This window comes from Niastella sp. sgz303648, assembly GCF_059587045.1.
On the sequence record NZ_JCAPSW010000004.1, the window covers coordinates 103,140 to 123,203 of the forward strand.

At 42.9% G+C, this 20,064-nt stretch carries 14 protein-coding genes; 6 read left to right on the plus strand and 8 right to left on the minus strand.

From position 1 onward, the window contains the following. Window positions 1-42: 42 nt before the first annotated feature. Window positions 43-513, minus strand: coding sequence for a YkgJ family cysteine cluster protein (locus AC59IL_RS13145; protein ID WP_496552600.1), 471 nt, complete (start codon window positions 511-513; stop codon window positions 43-45). 459 nt (window positions 514-972) lie between these two features. Here AC59IL_RS13145 and xerD point away from each other — a divergent pair, with 459 nt between their 5' ends. After that, entirely contained in the window at window positions 973-1,875 is a 903-nt protein-coding gene (xerD, locus tag AC59IL_RS13150; RefSeq protein ID WP_496552601.1) for a site-specific tyrosine recombinase XerD, read from the plus strand. Window positions 1,876-2,166: 291 nt separating this feature from the next. Here xerD and AC59IL_RS13155 read toward each other — a convergent pair whose 3' ends face one another. Beyond that, window positions 2,167-3,249: a carboxypeptidase-like regulatory domain-containing protein gene (locus tag AC59IL_RS13155; RefSeq protein WP_496552602.1), complete on the minus strand. Its 1,083-nt coding sequence runs from the start codon at window positions 3,247-3,249 to the stop codon at window positions 2,167-2,169. A gap of 210 nt (window positions 3,250-3,459) precedes the next feature. Continuing rightward, window positions 3,460-4,764 (minus strand): prenyltransferase/squalene oxidase repeat-containing protein, encoded by a 1,305-nt coding sequence (locus tag AC59IL_RS13160; protein WP_496552603.1) that lies wholly within the window; start codon window positions 4,762-4,764, stop codon window positions 3,460-3,462. A 144-nt stretch (window positions 4,765-4,908) separates the two neighbouring features. Here AC59IL_RS13160 and AC59IL_RS13165 point away from each other — a divergent pair, with 144 nt between their 5' ends. The 4 genes from AC59IL_RS13165 to AC59IL_RS13180 all read left to right on the plus strand — a co-directional run bounded on the left by AC59IL_RS13165 (window position 4,909) and on the right by AC59IL_RS13180 (window position 9,036). Further along, complete coding sequence (locus AC59IL_RS13165) at window positions 4,909-5,481, plus strand: RNA polymerase sigma factor (protein WP_496552604.1); 573 nt, start codon at window positions 4,909-4,911, stop codon at window positions 5,479-5,481. 78 nt (window positions 5,482-5,559) lie between these two features. Beyond that, entirely contained in the window at window positions 5,560-6,993 is a 1,434-nt protein-coding gene (locus tag AC59IL_RS13170; protein ID WP_496552605.1) for a carboxypeptidase-like regulatory domain-containing protein, read from the plus strand. A gap of 44 nt (window positions 6,994-7,037) precedes the next feature. Continuing rightward, window positions 7,038-7,883, plus strand: a complete 846-nt coding sequence (locus tag AC59IL_RS13175; protein WP_496552606.1) for a DUF2911 domain-containing protein — start codon at window positions 7,038-7,040, stop codon at window positions 7,881-7,883. Window positions 7,884-8,082: 199 nt separating this feature from the next. After that, the gene (locus AC59IL_RS13180) at window positions 8,083-9,036 is read left to right on the plus strand and encodes a bifunctional helix-turn-helix transcriptional regulator/GNAT family N-acetyltransferase (protein ID WP_496552607.1); all 954 of its coding nucleotides are present in this window, start codon (window positions 8,083-8,085) and stop codon (window positions 9,034-9,036) included. Here AC59IL_RS13180 and AC59IL_RS13185 read toward each other — a convergent pair. The 5 genes from AC59IL_RS13185 to AC59IL_RS13205 all read right to left on the minus strand — a co-directional run bounded on the left by AC59IL_RS13185 (window position 9,028) and on the right by AC59IL_RS13205 (window position 17,711). Then, window positions 9,028-10,767: a sodium:solute symporter family protein gene (locus AC59IL_RS13185; RefSeq protein WP_496552608.1), complete on the minus strand. Its 1,740-nt coding sequence runs from the start codon at window positions 10,765-10,767 to the stop codon at window positions 9,028-9,030. The two genes, AC59IL_RS13180 and AC59IL_RS13185, sit on opposite strands and share 9 nt — an antisense overlap. Further along, complete coding sequence (locus AC59IL_RS13190) at window positions 10,764-10,889, minus strand: hypothetical protein (RefSeq protein WP_496552609.1); 126 nt, start codon at window positions 10,887-10,889, stop codon at window positions 10,764-10,766. Before AC59IL_RS13190 ends, AC59IL_RS13185 begins: the two co-directional genes overlap by 4 nt. Window positions 10,890-11,063: 174 nt before the next feature. Further along, window positions 11,064-13,580 carry a PIG-L family deacetylase gene (locus AC59IL_RS13195; protein ID WP_496552610.1) on the minus strand — a complete coding sequence of 839 codons (2,517 nt, stop codon included), beginning with the start codon at window positions 13,578-13,580 and terminating at the stop codon, window positions 11,064-11,066. Window positions 13,581-13,584: 4 nt separating this feature from the next. Continuing rightward, window positions 13,585-14,958, minus strand: a complete 1,374-nt coding sequence (locus AC59IL_RS13200; protein WP_496552611.1) for a serine hydrolase — start codon at window positions 14,956-14,958, stop codon at window positions 13,585-13,587. Between the two features lie 224 nt (window positions 14,959-15,182). Beyond that, complete coding sequence (locus tag AC59IL_RS13205) at window positions 15,183-17,711, minus strand: M14 metallopeptidase family protein (protein WP_496552612.1); 2,529 nt, start codon at window positions 17,709-17,711, stop codon at window positions 15,183-15,185. 629 nt (window positions 17,712-18,340) lie between these two features. Here AC59IL_RS13205 and ggt point away from each other — a divergent pair. Beyond that, window positions 18,341-20,053, plus strand: coding sequence for a gamma-glutamyltransferase (ggt, locus tag AC59IL_RS13210; protein ID WP_496552613.1), 1,713 nt, complete (start codon window positions 18,341-18,343; stop codon window positions 20,051-20,053). The last annotated feature ends 11 nt before the right edge of the window (window positions 20,054-20,064 follow it).

A 20,064-nucleotide genomic window follows, 5' to 3' on the forward strand; every position in this document is an offset into this window, starting at 1 on the left:
AGTTAACAAGTTAACCTGTCAACTTGTTAACTTGTCAACCTTTTAGCCTTTTAACTCTACTTTCTCCATCATCCGTTCTATCAGCCTGAACGTAGCCGGGCAATACTCAACATTCTGTTTAAAAACGTGTATATAATCGGTCATGTGGCGGCGGGTATGGTGCGGAAAACCGGAGCAATCTATTGGCCGCACTTCATAAATCGAGCATTTATTATCCTTCAGGTTTAAAAACTGGCAGGGCTGTTTAACATTCACCCAGTCGCCCGAACGGTCTTTTTTCAGCCATTTTTTTCGGAAAGCTTCTTCTGTCATGTTCAAATGCGCTGAAATGCGTTTAACATCTTTATCGGTAAAAGTAGGCGTCATGGTTTTGCAGCAGTTGGCGCAGGCGAGGCAATCCGTTTCGGCCCAAACCAGCTTATCAGTTTCTACGGCAAGACTGTCTAATCTGCGTGGTGGATTTTTTTCAAGTTTTGTTAAAAACCGTCTGAATGCAGAGCGGTTGAGGAGCATTTTGTTTTTCATTTTGCGCAAACTGAGCAGCATTTTCTGTAGTTGATTTTAAGATGACGCAATGGGTTAATTAAACAACGAATATAACAGATACCGGCTTGTATTTCAAATTTTCGAATAAGTCAATTACTATGCAATCGTAGGACACAGCTTCATTTGCCTCCTCTCCCATCTCCGCGTTAAGGTTTGGTACAACGCTGTAATTACGCTACCCTATCTTCTTATTATAAACGTATTAAAAGCATAAAAAATCCGTATTAAGTCCATATAATTAACGGAGATAGTACGGCCCTGGTACGGAGATGGTACGGACTTAAGATAACTAAATATTAGCCTAAACCCGGCCGGTATTCAAAAGAAACTTAAGCGGAAGGATATAGTAGCGCTAAGGCCATTTGCATACACAAAAGCAAGCCCCCCCCACAAGCCAGCAAATTATTTTGTTTATTTGTGTATACTATGTGGGAACCTTATAAAAAAGGATTTAAGGCATTTTTGCAACTCGAAAGATCGCTCTCTGATAATTCGGTAGAGGCTTATTTGCGCGACATAGAAAAGCTTACCCAATTTTTTCAGGAAAAAAATAATGCCCTCGCACCGGGCACTGTAACACTACCCGATCTGCAGCAATTTATCAGGTGGGTAAGTGAACTGGGCATGACGCCCACCTCGCAGGCGCGTATCATTTCAGGCATACGTTCTTTTTACAAATACTGCCTCATTGAAAATATTGTTACCAAAGACCCCACTACCCTACTCGAAGCCCCCAAATTGAAACGGGCATTGCCCGATGTGCTCACTTTTGAAGAAATCGAAAACATCATTGGGCAAATTGATTTAAGCAAAGCCGAAGGCGGCCGCAATAAAGCTATTCTTGAAACCATGTACAGCTGCGGCTTACGGGTAAGCGAAGTGGTTAACCTGAAATTATCGGCCCTTTATCTTGATGTAGGTTTTATACGGGTAACCGGTAAAGGCGATAAAGAACGGCTGGTGCCTATCGGACAATCGGCTATCAAATACATCACTATTTATAAAAGGGACATCAGGGTGCATGTGCCGGTAAAAAAAGGCCATGAAGACATTTTGTTTTTGAACCGCCGGGGGGCAAAGCTTACAAGAGTGATGATATTTTTAATGCTGAAAGAGCTGGTTAAAAAAGCAGGTATTACGAAGAATATATCTCCGCATACATTCAGGCATTCCTTTGCCACTCACCTGGTCGAGGGGGGCGCCGACCTGCGTGCCGTACAGGAAATGCTGGGGCACGAAAGCATTACCACTACCGAAATTTACACGCACCTCGATCGTGAGTTTTTGCGCGATACGTTGCTCCAGTTTCATCCGGCGTTTAAACAATAGGCAGTAGGCAATGGGCAATGGCAATAAAAATACCGGCCTTTCGACCGGTATGGAACCATGAAATCTAAATAATCACCACCTCGTATTAAATGAAAACCGACTGATGACCTCAGTTGATGAAAACGTAGCCGAAACCGTTATTGTAAAAGTACCTTAGCCTGATAAATATTTTTTGTGTGCGGCGCCAAAATCCTATAAAGACTCAGGCATACATGCTATTTACTATTAGATGCAGCGATGTGTAAAATTGCATAACCGGAGCATAGCTTTATCGGCAGCATGGTTATAATGTTACTGCAGCAACACTTTGCCCTGATATAATTTTTTTGTGCCGGGAGCCGTAATGCGAATGAAATAAATGCCACCGCTCCACGAAGTTTGTGTTGGAATGGCAACCACCTGCCCGGTGGAATGCACTATTAAGTTTTGAACCTGCATCACTTCTCCGGCAGCGCTTAATAACTCCATTTTATATTCGCCGGTTTGTTTTAATGCTACCCGTGCCTGAATGGGATTCCCACGTAAAACCGGATTGGGATATATTTTCAATTCCTTTTTAAAAGGTTCGCTGATGCGGCATATGATAGAATCAATTTTTTGCACCACGGAATTTTTAACAGATACCGTATCTATCGCAACTTTTCGAACACTTCCGGTGGTACGTATTTGTAACTTGCCAACGACGCCATACGAAATTACCTCAACGGGCGACAGTTCGTCGGCTTTGGGTTTCAGCATAACTTTCAAATTATGCCAATTGGTATTTTTATCAACCGGTATTATTTGCGTTTCATATCCAACAGCGCTGATCTCCAGTTCAAACGGTTCCTTCTTTTCAACCATTAATTTGAAATTGCCCAATGAATCGGCCGATGTGCCTTTGTTGCTTTTTTTAATATTTATACTGGCGCCATCAATGGGTTCGTTGGTGGTAAAATCATACACATGCCCATTTAGCTGTATGGGTATTATTTCGGTGTTCAGTTCATCGCCAACATAGGCCACTATGCCCATTGTAGGTCTAAGGCGTGCATCGGTTATAACAGGTTTCTTAGGCTTTACCCGCTTAACCTGCGCATTGGTTTCTGTAAATAATAAAGTAGCCAGTAGAAGGTTCCAGCAATAAGCAAATGAAAAACGTTTTTTATTCTTCGTTGCCTGAATGTCTTTATTTAACTGATCATTCGCAAAACGGCCACAAACGTTGTGACTGGCGGTTGAAAAATAATCCAGCAGCTCTTTATCTGTCATCATACTAAAATCCACCACCGTTTTGCTGCAGGATAAGCAAAAACGTCCCTGTTCATTGGGAGTCATTTTGTTCCAGTTTTCATGGCAGGGTTCGGGTACCTGCAGGTGTAAAGATTTTCGCATACATCTTACATTTGTTATACTGGATGCTGCCGCCGGAAAGATTACATAAACCAGTATCAAAAAAAGTTACAAGGGAACAAGGCACAAAAGGAAGTGACAAAAGGTTACAGGTTACACGTTGCAGGATACAGGCCGGCAAATAGAAACAAGTCCTGAAGTGCAGATTCCATGAAACCTGAAACCTGCAACCTGTAACTTGTATCCTGTGGTTTATTGCATATCTTTATCTATCGACAAAATCAGCAAACAGGTTGCGGTGCAAAACACGGGGCTGGTAATGCAATGGTGACCATTCCAGCTGCCATCGTTATTTTGTATCTGTACCAAACGGCCACTCATTTTTTCATACCATGTTTTCCATTCATTGCCGCCGCCGATGATCAGCGATTCACCGGTCATTAAATAGCTTAAAAATTCTTCGCCGCCATTGCTGCCAAAGCCATTCATTACATTGGTTTCCTGCGCCCTGTTAACGGCAGCGCCCTGAATTTCATAGGCAGTGGCATACTTTTGCGCTTCGGCTTTTGTATAACCGGCTTTTACCAGGTTATCTTCGGTTACTTTGTCGTCGTCTTTTAATTTTCCCTGCTTTTTGGCCAGTTCAATTTTTTCTTTAGCCTGTTTGGCTTCTTTGGCGCTGGCACGTGCCGAGCTGCTTACCGAATACAATAAAACGCCTGCAGCTTTACCCGTAACTACCGAATTGGTTTTGGCATCATAATTATTTTTCTGATAATTTCTCGAACGTTCCATAACAATACTGTCAACTTTATAGCCCTGTTCTTTTACGCTTTCAAGGGCGTTGTTGGCCAGGGCTGATTGCAATACCGGGGCCCAGCCGCCATCTTTCCAGCCGCCATCGGTATCCTGTCCTTTTTGAATTTTTGCAATACATTTTTGCAACGCATCCTGCATATCTTTTTTTAATTCAGCATTTATATCCTTATACTTCAGGGCATTGCTCAGGAACTGGGCGGTTAATATCACATCGATATTCCGGCCCAGTTTAATTTGAGGTTGTGTGTTGGTTAAACTGGTAATAGTGGTTGATTGCGGCGAAGCGTTATTGACTTCTTTCAACAAAAAATTCACTGCATTTTTTAACTGTATGGCATACTTCCCTTCAAAAGGTTTGTCGGCAGTACGTAACAGCGCCATGCCCACGAGAGCAGTTGCGGCAGGGTCGGCAGGAACAGCGTGAGGATCGTTTACATTTTGGTTATAATGGCTGCCGGCGCCCCATCCGCCATTATTTTGCTGGGCCTCAACAATCCAGTTTAATCCGTTTCGAATGGCTGCTTCTGTTAACCGGGGATCATATTTTACGGCAGCCGTATCAAAAGATTCTGCCCCTATGAGCGTTCTGAAAATGCAGGCTTTTTGAGGCGGCATGCTGCAACTAATAGGCCGGTTAACCGTCTTAGTATTATTATCGTGAGTAAAAGCTGCCAGCGCAATAAAAGCAATGGCTATACTCATAAACAGCAGCACCAATGGCTTGTTCTTAAAATTCATAGCTATAATTGTTTTTGGGATGAAGAAATAAATACGCAATTCATAAGGATGCCGTATTACAATTAATTACATATACTACTTTTTATATCTTTTGTTAATTTTAACCCGTCGGTGGCATTTTTAAAGAACATACCAAACAATGAGTTGCCAGATAAGGAACTGGTCAACCTCTTTCGCACTTCCGGTAATATGGAGGTGCTGGCTGTTCTGTTTCAACGTTATATGGAGTTGTTGTACGGTGTTTGCCTTAAATACCTGAAGCAGCCCGAGGCCTCCAAAGACGCTGTAATGCAGATATTTGAAGAGCTGGTGCAAAAATTGCCCCGGCACGAAGTAGATAATTTTAAAAGCTGGCTGTATACCCTGGCTAAAAATTACTGCCTGATGCAGCTGCGCACCCCTAAAAACCTGAAAACAACGGAATTTAAGCCAGAGAGTATGCAATTAGAAGAAGATGTGCATCTGAATGGCGTACTGTTGAAGGAAGAAAACCTGCAAAAACTGGAGCATTGTTTGCAAACTTTATCGAATGAACAAAAGGTAGCGGTGGAGTTGTTTTATTTACAGAACAAATGTTATAAAGAAATTTCAGAAGCTACCGGAATTGAATGGAATAAAGTGCGGAGCTTTATACAAAATGGCAGGCGAAATTTAAAAATATGTATGGAGAAAACTGAAGTCGGAGGTCAGAAGCCGGAAGTCAGAAATCTGAATTGATAGTAATCCGTAAGAAGTTGAAAACATAATTTTATATAGAAGTTTTAAAAAATAAATTGACAAGGTTGAACGGGTATCATGAATGCCAACCATGACCATATAACTCATTATTCAGCGGCAGATATTCAGCGATATGTGCAGGGCAAGCTATCGGCCAAAGAAATGCATGCTATGGAAAAAGCAGCCTTGGACGATCCTTTTCTGGCCGATGCTATTGAGGGTATGCAGCAGGCAATGCAAGATCATGATGAAAGCGTTGTTACCGGTCAGTTACAGGAATTGCAACAGCAGTTTCAAACCCGAACAACTGTAACCGGTAAAAAGGCCCGGGTTATAGCTTTCCATTGGTGGCAGGCAGCTGCAGCAGCTGTAGTATTAATTATTACAGGTGTTTGGATATATAGTAATATTTCCAATACCCCTGAAAGTAATGTTAGCATAGCCAAAACTGAAACGTCTGAACAAAAAACAACTACAGCCCAACAAAATGTTCCGGCGGCGCCATTACATGATAATAAACAGTTATCAGTGCCCACTGATTCCGCAGTAATGGAACAGTCGAACGCAGTTGCAGCCACACAGGATGCCGGTAGACGGTATAAAAATGGTAAAGCAAAAGCCAAATTATTTACGGGCCGGGCAGCCCCTCCTAACGCATCCTATTATTCCTACACAACGAAAGATTCGGTAAATGCAGATTTGGCCAAACGCTCGCTTAAAAATGACGCGGCAATAGAATCTTTAGAAAATAAGGAAGTAGCCGCAGCAAAACCTGTTGCGCCTCAAACGCAAGCCGCAGCCAGGGCTAAAAAAGCCGAAGTTGATTTTGAAGACAGAGAAACAGAATTGATTACCATTGGTAAGCACGATACCGTTGCCAGGTTTGCGTCAGCATTGGATAAAAATTTATCAGGATTTGTAAAAGGCCGCGTCACCGATCATCGTAACAACCCTATCGCTTATGCCTATTTGCAAATACCCAATAACAACAACAATTTCATGACCGATAAATCGGGCTTTTTTAAAATTCCGGTAAAAGATTCGGTAGTGGATGTAGCTGTGAATGTTGCAGGATATGCAAAACAAAACTTCAGGCTGCAAAATAATGCGGCTATGAACCAGCTTCAATTGCAGCCTGCCACCCTTGCCCTTAATGAAGTTGAAGTAACACCCATATCACCCAAAAAAGCGGCGGCATTAGGAGCAGCAGTTGCAGCCCGCAATAAATTGCCCAATGCAATGGATCAGGATGCACAACCAACTTTTGGATGGGTAGCTTACGAACAATATCTTCAAAAAAATAAAAAAGCGCCCGCAGGTTATGAAACCTTAACCGGAAACGTTGTGGTATCGTTTGAAGTAAGCAAAAAAGGAGCATTATCTGATTTTAAAGTTGAAGAATCCTTCTCACAACCTTTCAACAGCGAAGCTATTCGCTTAATAAAAGAAGGTCCTACCTGGATGTTATTAAAAGGCCGTAAAGCGCGCGTTACAGTTATTGTGCGGTTTTAATGCAAGTCCGACTTTCTTACTACATTCGCGAAAATTTGTTCGTCATGAGAAAAACATTATTGTTTTCAGTATGCCTTTTAGTACTGGCATGTACAGCCGGCGCTCAGGGTTTAAAAACACCGGCGCCTTCGCCTACACAAACCATTAAACAGGATTTTGGATTAGCCTCTATTGAATTATCGTATTCGCGTCCGGGTATGAAGGGGCGCAAAGTATTCGGCGACCTGGTGCCATTTGGAAAAGTTTGGCGCACCGGCGCCAATTCGGCCACTACCATTACATTCGGCGATGAAGTAATTATCGGTGGTCAAAAAATTGCCGCCGGAAAATATGGGTTACTCACCATTCCCGATAAAAGCAGCTGGACGATCATTATAACCAAACAACTGGATGTTACTTCACCTGCTGCCTATAAACAGGATCAGGACGTAGTACGCATACAGGCAAAACCACAGGCTGTTAAAAGCATGGTTGAAAATTTTACGATGCAGTTTGAGAATGTAAAGTCAACCAGTTGCGAATTGCACATGACGTGGGAAAAAACAGAAGTAAGTCTGCCCGTGACCACCGAAATCGACAATAAGGTAATGACGCAGATCAGCGAATTGATGAAACAGGAAGATAAAAAGAATATCCCTTATTTTCCCGCCGCCCTGTATTATATGGAAAACGGCAAAGACCTGAACCAGGCACTTGACTGGTTTACCAAAGCAACGGAACAAAATCCCAAAGCGTTTTGGGCATATCACCAGCGCGCCAATTGCCTGGCCAAACTGGGCAAAAAACAGGAAGCCATTGAATCGGCTAAAAAATCGATCGAGTTAGCCAAAGAAGCAAAGAACGACGATTATGTAGCGTTGAATGAAAAGCTGCTGGCGAAGTTGAAATAAAATTCTGAGCGTAGCCTGCCCGACTGCCGGCGGGTCGAAGAATGATTGAAGCAGCCCGGGCATCCTGAGCGCAGTCGAAGGAACGAAGGGCAACAAAATGTGCCACATTTTTGAAAGTGTGGCACATTTTTTTTGGCCATCAGTAAATTGTGTACTAAATTACGTAATCAATTACATAATTTATATAAGCACTTACATAATGAACTTTTATAATACTGTAGGAAAAATGGCATTGGGCAGCCGCCTGCGCCGGTTAAGTGAGCAAATCACCGAAGATGCAGCTCAGGTATATTCTATTTATAATGTGCCCCTTCAGCCCAAATGGTGGCCGGTATTTTATGTATTATCGCAGGGTCAGGATAAAACTATAACTGCCATTGCCGAAGAGATCGGGCATTCACATCCATCGGTGAGCACTATCATTCGCGAAATGGTTAAACAGGGCATTGTAGTTGAGAAAAAAGATAAAAAAGATGGCCGCAGAAATATGGTAAGTCTTTCAAAAAAAGGCAAAGACATTGTAGCCAGCATTGCCCCGCAATACACCGATGTTACCAATGCCATTGAAGAAGCCCTATCGCAAACGCGAAACGATTTATGGAAGGCTATTGAAGAATGGGAGTTTTTATTAAACCAGAAATCGTTGCTGCGCAGGGTACAGGAACAAAAAAAGAAACGCGAAGGCAATGATGTGCAAATTGTTGATTACAAACCTGCATACCGTGAAGCTTTTAAGCAGCTGAACGAAGAATGGATTTCGAAGTACTTTAAAATGGAAGAAGCCGACCACAAGGCGTTGGACAATCCGCACAAAAATATTATTGCCAAAGACGGTTTCATTTTCGTTGCCCTGTATAACAATGAACCGGTAGGCGTTTGTGCGCTGATGAAAATGAACGACCCTGTATATGAATATGAATTAGCCAAAATGGCTGTATCGCCCAAAGCGCAGGGCAAAGGCATTGGCTGGTTACTGGGCAAAGCAGCCATTGAAAAAGCCAAATCGCTGGGCGTCAAAAAACTTTACCTCGAAAGCAATACCATTTTGCAGCCGGCCATCAACCTGTACCACAAATTAGGGTTTCAAAAAGTAGTAGGACATGCATCGCCGTATGAACGGAGCAATATTCAAATGGAGCTGGTTCTACACTAACTTTGCTTTCTCTTTTCTTTCAGGATTTTTGAAGAAAACTGCCTGCAGCAGAAAACTAAATAAGATCACACTGAAGGCCCCTATCACATTCAGCCATAAAAAAGAAATAAGATCGAGGAAGTACACGCCGATAACAACCAGTTCGGCTATTATAGCGGCAATAAAAACGGCATGGCTTCCTATTCTTTTCATATAAAAGGCCACCAGAAAAATACCCAATATAGTTCCGTAAAACCATGAACCCAATATGTTCACCGCTTCAATTAAACTATTGCCAAGGTTATAACTGAACTGGGCTACCACAATACAAAATATACCCCACAACAAGGTATAGATCTGCGACCAGCGATATTCTTTCAGCTGAGATGTTGGTCTTTTTGATAACCGTTTATGAAAATCAACCATGGTGCACGAAGCCAGCGCATTTAATGCGGCCGCAATACTGCTCCATGAAGCAAGAAATATAATAGCAATGATCAATCCTACCAGTCCGTTTGGCAAAAAGTCGCCTACAAAACGAAGAAAAATATAATTGGTATCGTTGCCATCGGTACCGGGGATCGTTTTCTTAACAATGTTCTTCACCGAATCGCGCACCTGCTGCTCCTGTTGCTGTTGCTGCAGCAACTGATCGCGCAAACGGTTAACGCTTTCTTCATCATGCTTATTCATTGCACTACCTAAACTGGTTACGGTCTTTCGTTTTTCGTCGTGTATTTGCTGGTATTTTTGTGTAGCAGCTGTATATTCGGCGGCATTGGCGCTTTGCTGTAGTGTTTTTTCCTGTGCAAGATTAAAATAGGCTGGTGCTTTGGTGAACTGATAAAAGGCAAACAGAAATACGCCAATCAACAGAATTAAAAACTGCAGAGGCACTTTTACCAGGCCGTTCATCAGTAAGCCGATCTTACTTTGCTGTTCGGTACGTGCTGTTAAATAACGTCCTACCTGGCTTTGATCGGTACCAAAATAGCTCAGCAACAGAAAAAAGCCGCCAATAACACCGCTCAATATGTTATACCTGTCTTTCCAGTCAAAACCTTTTTCTGTAAATCCGGTAGTGATTACATTCAACTTGCCCGATTTGCCGCTGATGTGCAACGCCTCGCTTATGCCAATGCCGGGTGGCAACATTTTAATAGCCCACCAGGCGGCAATAAACATGGCGGCATAAATAATAACAAATTGCAGCTGCTGCGTATAGGCTACCGCTTTAGCTCCCCCACTTACGGTGTAAATAATGAGTACGCCGCCCATGATCAGGTTAACAAAAGTTATATCCCAGCCAAGCATGCTGTGCAAAACTATAGAAGGGGCTATGATGCTGATGCCGGTCGACAGTCCCCGCGACAACAGAAAAAGAAATGAAGTAAGCAACCTCGTTTTTACATCGAAGCGGGTTTCAAGAAATTCGTAAGCAGTGAAAATTTTGAGGCGGTGAAAAATAGGAACAAACGTTATGCATACGATCACCATAACAAACGGCAATCCGAAGTAATATTGCACAAAACGCATTCCATCGCTATAAGCCTGCCCCGGCGCTGTTAAAAAGGTGATGGCGCTGGCCTGTGTACCCATAATGCTTAACAGCACCATCCACCATGGCATTTGCCGGTCGCTCAGAAAAAAACCTTCCAGGTTTTTGGATGTACGGCTACGGTACACCCCATACACAATTATGAGTAACAGGGTAGCAACAAGTACCATCCAGTCTAACCGGGAAAAGTTCATGAAAAATATTTAGTGAACAGATAAAATAATACCCCTAACAATACCTGAAAGCCCATCACCAGCCAGTACCAATGACTCCACTTTTTAAATACAGGTATTTTTTCGTTGTCGGGCTTTGCCATATGTAATGAGCCTGCGGTTTATTTCTTTTTGTTTGAAAATATCATAATTACCATAAATGTCAGTAATATTCCCAACGCCAGTCCTATGGTTACCTTTTTTATCAGTTTACCTATAATAAGACCAAGAACAATAGCTATAATAAAAAACCATTCACGCTTTGACAAAGGGGTCATCTAAAATCCTTTCTTTTTATTTAATGCAATAATATTTGCCAGTAAACGATAGGCTCCCGGCACACCGGCAGGCAACTCACGGAAAAACACCAAACCGGTGTAAACAAATTTACCTTTACCATAATTGCCAATGATCAGGCTGCCTTTTTGTTCCGGCTCATTAGGATCGGCCATAGATAAGGGCGTTTCATACGCTGCATCTAACTGGTCGGCAAAATAAATTCCTCTTTCCTGTACCCAGTTATCAAAATCTTTTTCAGTGATCTTATTAGGATAGTTTAATACGGGATGATTCGGCAGCAGAAAATTCACTTTGGCGGTTTCATCTGTTACCCGGTTACGTGATACGGCAAACGGATAAGGACCCATTTTTGAAGTTACCGAACTTATGAAATTACTGGTATTGTATTGAACAATCAGGTTGCCCCCATTCTTCACATAATCCATCAGCACTTCATGCTTTGCTTCGAGGTAGTCGTGCACATTGTAAGCCCGTACACCAGTAATTACAGCATCAAACTGTTGTAATATTGTTGGTGTAATATCTTTTTCTTTTAATACAGTTACCTCATAGCCCATCTGCTGCAGGGCAATGGTAACTTTATCGCCGGCCCCTTCAATATACCCGATCTTCTTCCCTACTGTTTTAATATCTATATTCAGTACTTTAACAGCATCCTGATAAAAATAATGGATATGCGGAATATGATCGTACCGGATGTTATTTAAATTCAGATAAGCGGGTTGTTCTTCTTTTCCGTTTCTCAATTCAACAAAGGCCTGTACAAAATCCTGCTCCTTTTCTTTAAGCATGCCGTTGTTTATGCTAAAAATATATTGCCGTGTGGCACCCGGCTGCAGCGAAAAGTTGCTATCGGTTTTTGTGCTATTATCATAGGTAAGCCGCTTCGACACTTTTGCTTTATAACCGGTAAACTCTTTGTTTGCCGTTACCGTAATCGCCAGCTCAGCACTTTGCTTTTCGTATTTACGGAAAATTATTATGCTGGGGTCGGTTGTAACGGTAGCCGAAGGCACTACAACCAGCGGCTGGTATAATTCGCCTTTCACCGGATCGGTATGTTTGTACTGAACAGGTTTATTAAATGTGAAAGATTGTCCTTCAATGATCAGTTCAAAGTGAGCCTGGTAATCTGCTTCATTCTGTGGTTTGCCTATCAGCAACTGATCGTCGACAGTAAAAGAACCCTCGGTCATTTTTTTCTCAAGCCAATAAGGTTGACTAACCGGTTTGGTGGCAAAAACGTATAACGACTTTTGCAGGTTCAGGTTCTTATTGCGTTCCAGCATTGTTGCCAGCGTAGTATCCAGCACATCGAGTGTTATGCGGTTCAGTTTTATATTAGCGCCGAGGCGGTTATTGGCCGATATATTTACTTTTATCGTATCGCCCTCAACAGCCATTTCATTATTGGTGGTCGCCTCCAGCCATAACCCGCTGCATATTTCAATCAGTTGTTGTACTTCCTGCAGTTTTTGCGATCTCCAGTAATTATCGGGCTGCGCCGATAATGCCTTATACAAATTCACCAATGCAGGTACCGAGTTTTCGGGGCTCGATAAAGAATAGTTTTTTATCACATCATCGATCATGGCCTCAATAGCTGCGCTACCTTCTACCCTTGCCCATCCGGTGTTTACTCCGTCCATCAGGTCGTTCTGCGCGGCATCGCCTTCAGTTAAAGAAAAATATTCAAGCTGTGCGCCCCGGCTGCCCGGTACGCCAAATCCCTGGCTCTTATGCTGACTACGGCTTTGTGCTGCAATTTCACCATAGCTTTTACCTACCAGTGCATTATAACCGCCTACATCAATTTTCATCTGATCGTTGCTGGTAGTATTGGTTGAGCCGAAGTTGAATGTATTCCAGAATATCCGTTTTGCCTTCCAGGGTTTTACGCCATATTTAAATTGTTCAGGGAAACGGGTAGGATCTGCGGCAGCACGAAAAGCTTCATGCGCTATTACGGCAGAAGCCGAATGATGTCCATGCCCTGCCCGGCTGTCTTCAGGAAAACGGGTAATGATCACATCGGGTTGAAATTTGCGAATAACCCAAACCGCATCACTGAGTATTTTTTCTTTGCCCCATTTTGCTAATGCTTCATCGGTACTTTTACTGAATCCAAAATCAAACGCCCGGCTGAAAAACTGTTCGGCCCCATCCGTTCTGCGCGCTGCCAGTAATTCCTGGGTTCGTATCAACCCAAGATCAATGCCCTGTTCATCACCAATGAGGTTTTGGCCCCCATCGCCGCGGGTTAATGATAAATAGCCGGTACGATACAGCCGTTCCCTTGCCAGCCATGCCAGCAACCGGGTATTTTCATCATCGGGATGCGCCGCGATGTACAATACCGATCCTAATACTTTCAGTTTTTTTAATTGAAGATATATGTCTGCCGACGTATAGGAAGCAGGCGACTGGCCCAAAACAGGCAGCACATACAACAGAGCAAGCAATATTATAAATCGCTTAGGGTATAAAACATTCATTCATTTAGTTTTGATCTAACCACTTTATTAATTCAACCGAAAATTTGCCCGGACTTACAGAGGCATTTGTTAACACCACTACAGCTTTACCCGATTCAGGATTAAAAATCATTGAGCTGCAATACCCGCCTGTTTGACCGTCGTGCGCAAGATAATTTTTTCCGCCGAGGTTAAACAAGTGCCAGCCAAGACCAACCTTATTTTGACCATATTCAAATGTAAGCTGATGCGTTAATTGAATAGCCTGTTGAAGCTTTGTATTTTGTTTATTTACCTGTGCTTTGGCGTACAGCAACATATCATTAATGCACGACCTGATGGCGCCGCAACCGGCCAAAGACATGAACTCCCATGAATGAACAGGTAGCAATTGTACATTATAGCCAATGGCAAATTTCGATGTATCGCTGCCGGAAAGATTAACCCGGGTATTTTTCATTTGCAGCGGCTCACAAATAATTTCCTGTACCAGTTGTTCATAGGGCTTACCTGAAATTCTTTCCAATATTACACCTAATAAACCTACAGCCAGGTTTGAATATTCATATTGGGCGCCCGGTTCGCGGTATGGTTTAAAATGGGCGAGAAAAGAAAACAGGCGATCATCGTCATATTTTTTATACGGGTTCGAAGGATCAGCATTACTTAACAGGTTGTCAGGTATGCGGGGCAAACCCGATGAGTGATTGGCCAGCGATTGAATGGTCAAAGGTTTGCCATTGTACTGCAAGTTCACCACCGAATCGGGCAGGTATTTATTTACCGCATCGTTTAATCCTATTTTCCCCTCGTTTACAAAATATGCCAGTATGGTTGAAGTAAATGTTTTTGTAATACTACCGATCTCGAATAATGTATTTTCATCGGGGATTAACTGGTTATCTTTTGCCGTTTCACCATAGCCGTAAACATGCGTTTGACCGTTTTCGAGCACACCAAGGGCAAGGCCGATGGTATTGCCTTTTTTCATAAAAGGGGCAACGAGCGAATCAACTTTTTTATCGAGCGTCGAATGCAGCGGGTTATAAAAAGAAACGCCGCCGGCCCTGGGTGGCATATCGGGCTCGTACGGTTGCAATAAAAAAGTTTCCAGTTTGTTGCTACTATCAAGACTTACCCGCAGGGTCAGCATTACATTACCGAAGTTTGCTTTGTATTTGGATATCTTATTATTAACCGATTCAAACTGCCAGGAACCGAAATTGCCCGCCTGCTGGTACAATCCCTGTGCAACCTGGGTAAACTTTTGCTGATCAATAGTTGCTTTAAACTTATTACCGGCGAGGCTGTATAAAGAAGAAATATCTTTTTGATTATAATATTGCTGAATAAGGCGGGTTACCGAATCGGTCCTTTTCTGCAACAATGGCTGGGCCAAAGCTGATTGGATTGTTAATATGCTTACTATGACCGGTAAAATTCTCATACAGGTAACAACGCTTACATAAATACCGGGGCAAAGTAACACAATGCATGCAAGTGCGCCAATCCGCTTGTAAATTTTAACACCTCATACAATATCGAATATTAAATATCGAATGATGTATATCGAAGTGGTTTTCCCTTCGACATTCGAAATTAATTATTCAATATTCGTTATTTCTACTGTCCTACCATAAATACAGCGTTACTGAACAGCAGTTTGCCGTTTTCCCAGAAGCTGCGGAATAAAGGATCATCGGCCAGGAAAATTACATTACCGCGACCTATGTCCTGAACACCGAATAATAATCCGTCTTTGAGTTTATCTTTCAGTTTTGAACCAACAAAGCCGGCTACCTGGTTATCTTTTTTAACTATGCCTACGTTCCAGCCACCTTCTTTAAAAAACTCGTAAATGGTATTGTCCTGCTTCAGGGTGTAATAGGCACCATCATAGCCAAATGCCAGGGGATGCGAGTTATCCAATTCAACTTTATAAATGGAACCGGGGTTAAAGCCCGGAATAAAATCGCGTTCGCGGTTCTCGTACCGGCGCAGTGCACTATAATCTTCTTTTTTATCTTCCTGCTTGTCGCTTTTTTCGTCATCAGATTTTTTGACTTTAATACCCCAATCGGCAGCAGCCAGCTGCGCAACGGCGCCTTCGATAGCTATTAGTCTGCCACCACTGCTTACCCAGTCTTTCAGCGCTTCATTCATTACCCTATCAGATAAAAATCGATAATTGCCATCGGGCATAATTAATACATCCAGCTCCTTCAGTATATTTTTAGTAAGATCGTTCGACCATATAATGTTTACCGGATAACCAATCTGTACTTCAAAAAAATGCCAAACCTCTCCCATTCCCAAAGAAGAAACGCCCTCACCGGCCAGCAGTCCAACTTTGGGCGCCTGCATGCCATGCACTTTTTCTGAACCAAAATCAAATCCTTTGTCAACGAACGTTGAAGAAACTGAGGTAACTGTTATGCCGGCTTTTTGAGCAGCAGCCACAATTATATTGCCCAGTGTATTACCGAGCGATTGATTGCTGGTGCGGGTAATGATGAGTGTTCCTTTGTCGTAATCTTCGTTACCGGCTTTGAATGGTTGTTCGGCATACCGCACTTTTACCTTATGCTTCATGATCTCGCTTAAAAACTGAACACTGTTCAATCCGTTCCAGCGAACCAGCCAGGCCACTTTATTTTCACCATTCAAACCAGCTGCAGGTTGATTTTGTGTTTTCGTTAAACCGGTAACATAGTTGTTCAATCCGTAAGTGGTTAATCCGTATGCAAACGGAATCGACCAGGCAGTGATATCGTAGGTAACCGAATCGCTGAGGTGCGAATTTCTTTCGAAAAGAACGGTCAGTAAATTGGCATTGGGTTGATTGGCATTGATAATAATATCGCGGTTATCGGTTTTTACGGTTGCCATTTTTCCGGTAAAATAATTGATGCCGTTATAGCTTGCGCCACCTGCATTGTACCATTCAATATTATTCCGGTTAAGCAATTCGGTCAAACGCCCTATCTTATTTCCTTCATCGGCCTTTATTACATAGGCTTTAAATTCACCGGGGGGCGCTGTGCGTGCTTTATCATAATACTTTTTAAATTCCTGCACCAGCCTGCCGGCATTTTGTGAAGAAATTTCTATGGTCGACATGCCGGTTGTAAAGTGATGATACAGGCGGTCCCACAAGGTAAGCGTATCGCCATCCTGGTTAATAACAGCAGTGCCGCTACGGCTATGACCTCCCTGTTCAAAGGTCATTCCAATAGCGCCTTTATATAAGGGATAAGTATCGCCATAGCTTGGATAAAACAAATCGAATCGTTCTTTTGTAAAAAACAACCAGCCATTTTCATCAAAATACTTTGCATTGTTTTTTCCGATGGTGGTTTGAAATTCCCGTTGCCAGCCGGTAATCACCTCATGGTAAGGTTCGGCAGCAGGTGCAAAATAATAGGGGTTATTATAATTTTGTTCGTGGTAATCAACGTGTACCTGTGGCAGCCATTCATTGTATTTCACAATGCGTTGGCGGGTTTCAACCTGCGTTTGCCAGGCCCAGTCGCGGTTAAGGTCGAAATAATAATGGTTTGGTCTTCCGCCAGGCCAGGGCTCCGAATGTTCGCGGGTATATGGTTGCGGGTTGGCCTGCTGTCCTACCACCGAGTTAAACCAGTTCACGTATCTGTCGCGCCCATCGGGATTGATACACGGATCGATAATTACAACGGTATGCTGCAGCCACTCTTTTGTTTTTGTATTCGATGGATTAACCAGTTCGTACAGGGTTAGCATAGCAGCTTCGGAAGAAGATGTTTCATTGCCGTGCACATTGTAGCTCAGCCAAATAATTGCAGGGCCTTTTTCGTCGGGCGCCATTTTATCGCGGGTCATGCCCGCCAGTCGCAGGTTATTTTGCCTGATGGCCTCGAGCCTCGACAAATTTTCGGGCGACGTTACATATAACAGCAACAAAGGGCGGCCTTCATTGGTATTGCCATACTGCTCAAGCTTTACCATATTGGGCACAGTCTCTGCTACCTGCTTACAATAATTCACAATATTATAGTGGGGCGTATACCTGCTACCTAACTTATATCCCAGAAACTGTTCGGGAGATTTAACCTGTGCCAAAGCCATACTGGTGATTAACAACAACGCTACGCCTGCAGGAATTTTTTTCATAATTCAAATATGTTCTGTGAAAATAACTAAATCGGGCAAAAACGAAAAAACCATTTACCGCCCTGAACTGAGCCGGGAAATATGTCCTGCATAAGCGTCCGGCCTTCTTTTCGGAATATTTAAATTTTCGTGGAGGTATTACAGTTGATCAGCCGATGAAACTTTTTGAATAAAATAATCAGTACAAATCAACCTAATAATCAACCCTTAACCAAACAAAAAAGCACTCCGCCGAAACGGAATGCCTTTTATTTTCTCATGTGACTACTATGTTTTTGTATTAAATGGAAATTATCAGTTGATTTGAAATGGCCGTTATAAACACTGGCCCTGTCGATCAGGCACAACATATTGAAGTGAGCCTGCCTGAATTTGTAGGCTGGTTATATTATTAAACCTTATATATGTTACAGAGGATGCAAAAAAACGCAAAAAGTACAATATGGAATAAGAAAAGGAGGTTGTTACACGCTGTAATGTAATGCGTTTACTCATAAGCTCATGTACTTTGGGAACCCGAATTAGTTTTTGTTACTCAGTTTTAAAATTAAAACTTTTAACCGGATTATAAAAAAAAGCGACAGCTAATTTTGGTTCGTTAATTTTAGCATCAACTCATTCATTATACTATGACCCGATCATTTTTATATGTCATTCCCGTGGCAATACTATTTTGTGCCTGTTCCACTACCCGTTCAACCATTTCGGTACCGGTTAACCCATATGAATACACTATACAAAAAAAAGTAACCGGTTCAAACGGAGCTGTAGTTTCGGCCCATCCACTCGCCAGCGAAACCGGCATTGCTATTATGAAACAGGGCGGTAACGCCATAGACGCGGCCATCGCCACCCAACTGGCACTGGCGGTAGTTTATCCGGCAGCCGGAAATATCGGTGGTGGCGGATTCACCATCATTCATTTAACCAACGGATCGAATATCGCCATCGATTCACGCGAAAAAGCACCCGGCAATGCGAATCGCGATATGTACCTCGATAAACAGGGTAATGCACAAACCTCGCTAAGTCAAAATGGTCATCTGGCAGCCGGGGTTCCGGGAACAATTGCCGGCATTTTCGATTGCATGAAATACGCCACCCTTCCATTTAAAAAATTAATACAGCCGGCCATCGACCTCGCCGAAAAAGGATTTGTAATTACCGAATCTGAAGCAAAAAATCTGAATGATACAAAAGGTGCCTTTATCAAATACAATACGGTTACCCCGGTTTTTGTAAAATCCGGTGGCTGGAAAGCCGGCGATACCCTGGTGCAAAAAGATCTGGCCAATACCTTAAAGCGTATTCGTGATAACGGACAAAAAGGGTTTTATGAAGGCGAAACGGCCCGGCTGATCGTTGAAGAAATGAAACGCGGCAATGGCATTATCGGTTACGACGACCTGAAAAATTATGAAGCTAAAGAACGGCAACCAGTTGTTTTCGATTACAAAGGATATACATTAATTACCATGCCATTGCCCAGCAGCGGCGGCATATTGTTGCCGCAAATGCTGCACATGCTCGAAGACAAACCCATTAAAGAATATGGGTTTCAGTCTGCACAGGCGGTGCAGCTGATGACCGAAATCGAACGCCGGGCTTATGCCGACCGGGCCAAATACCTGGGCGATGCAGATTTTTATAAAGTGCCTGTAAAAATGCTAACCAGTAAAGCCTATGCTGCCGAAAGAATGAAAGACTACAATGCGCAAACAGCAGGCAGCAGCCAGACAACCGGGGCAGGCATTATTCCCGAAAGCGAAGAAACTACTCACTTCAGTGTGTATGATAAAAATGGTAATGCTGTATCAGTGACCACTACCCTAAACGGAGGTTATGGCAGTAAAACCATAGCAGGCGGCGCCGGCTTTTTATTGAATAATGAAATGGACGATTTCAGCATTAAACCGGGCGTGCCCAATCTGTATGGCGCCGTTGGCGCCGATGCCAATGCCATTGCACCCGGCAAACGCATGCTGAGCTCCATGACCCCCACCATCGTTTTAAAAAACAATAAACCGTATCTGGTGGTTGGCACTCCGGGCGGCACCACCATCACCACCTCGGTATTTCAAACACTTGTTAATATTCTTGAATTTAACATGAGCATTGATGACGCGGTAAACAAACCGAAATTCCATCATCAATGGTTACCTGATGAAATTATGGTTGAGCCGAATTTTCCGCAGGCAGTACGGCAACAGTTGCAGCAAATGGGTTATAAAGTTACCCAGCGAGGTTCCATTGGCCGTACCGAAGTAATTCGAATTGATGCCAATGGCAACATCGAAGCTGTTGGAGATCACCGGGGCGATGATGCAGCTGCAGGGTTCTGAGTTCTAAGTTT

What these genes read in the sequence shown, in the direction of transcription:
- AC59IL_RS13190 (WP_496552609.1), bottom strand. Translation starts at nt 10,889, where the DNA reads ATGGCAAAGCCCGACAACGAAAAAATACCTGTATTTAAAAAGTGGAGT.
- AC59IL_RS13205 (WP_496552612.1), bottom strand. Translation starts at nt 17,711, where the DNA reads ATGAAAAAAATTCCTGCAGGCGTAGCGTTGTTGTTAATCACCAGTATG.
- AC59IL_RS13180 (WP_496552607.1), top strand. Translation starts at nt 8,083, where the DNA reads ATGAACTTTTATAATACTGTAGGAAAAATGGCATTGGGCAGCCGCCTG.
- AC59IL_RS13175 (WP_496552606.1), top strand. Translation starts at nt 7,038, where the DNA reads ATGAGAAAAACATTATTGTTTTCAGTATGCCTTTTAGTACTGGCATGT.
- AC59IL_RS13185 (WP_496552608.1), bottom strand. Translation starts at nt 10,767, where the DNA reads ATGAACTTTTCCCGGTTAGACTGGATGGTACTTGTTGCTACCCTGTTA.
- AC59IL_RS13145 (WP_496552600.1), bottom strand. Translation starts at nt 513, where the DNA reads ATGCTCCTCAACCGCTCTGCATTCAGACGGTTTTTAACAAAACTTGAA.
- AC59IL_RS13195 (WP_496552610.1), bottom strand. Translation starts at nt 13,580, where the DNA reads ATGAATGTTTTATACCCTAAGCGATTTATAATATTGCTTGCTCTGTTG.
- AC59IL_RS13170 (WP_496552605.1), top strand. Translation starts at nt 5,560, where the DNA reads ATGAATGCCAACCATGACCATATAACTCATTATTCAGCGGCAGATATT.
- AC59IL_RS13155 (WP_496552602.1), bottom strand. Translation starts at nt 3,249, where the DNA reads ATGCGAAAATCTTTACACCTGCAGGTACCCGAACCCTGCCATGAAAAC.
- ggt (WP_496552613.1), top strand. Translation starts at nt 18,341, where the DNA reads ATGACCCGATCATTTTTATATGTCATTCCCGTGGCAATACTATTTTGT.
- AC59IL_RS13160 (WP_496552603.1), bottom strand. Translation starts at nt 4,764, where the DNA reads ATGAATTTTAAGAACAAGCCATTGGTGCTGCTGTTTATGAGTATAGCC.
- xerD (WP_496552601.1), top strand. Translation starts at nt 973, where the DNA reads ATGTGGGAACCTTATAAAAAAGGATTTAAGGCATTTTTGCAACTCGAA.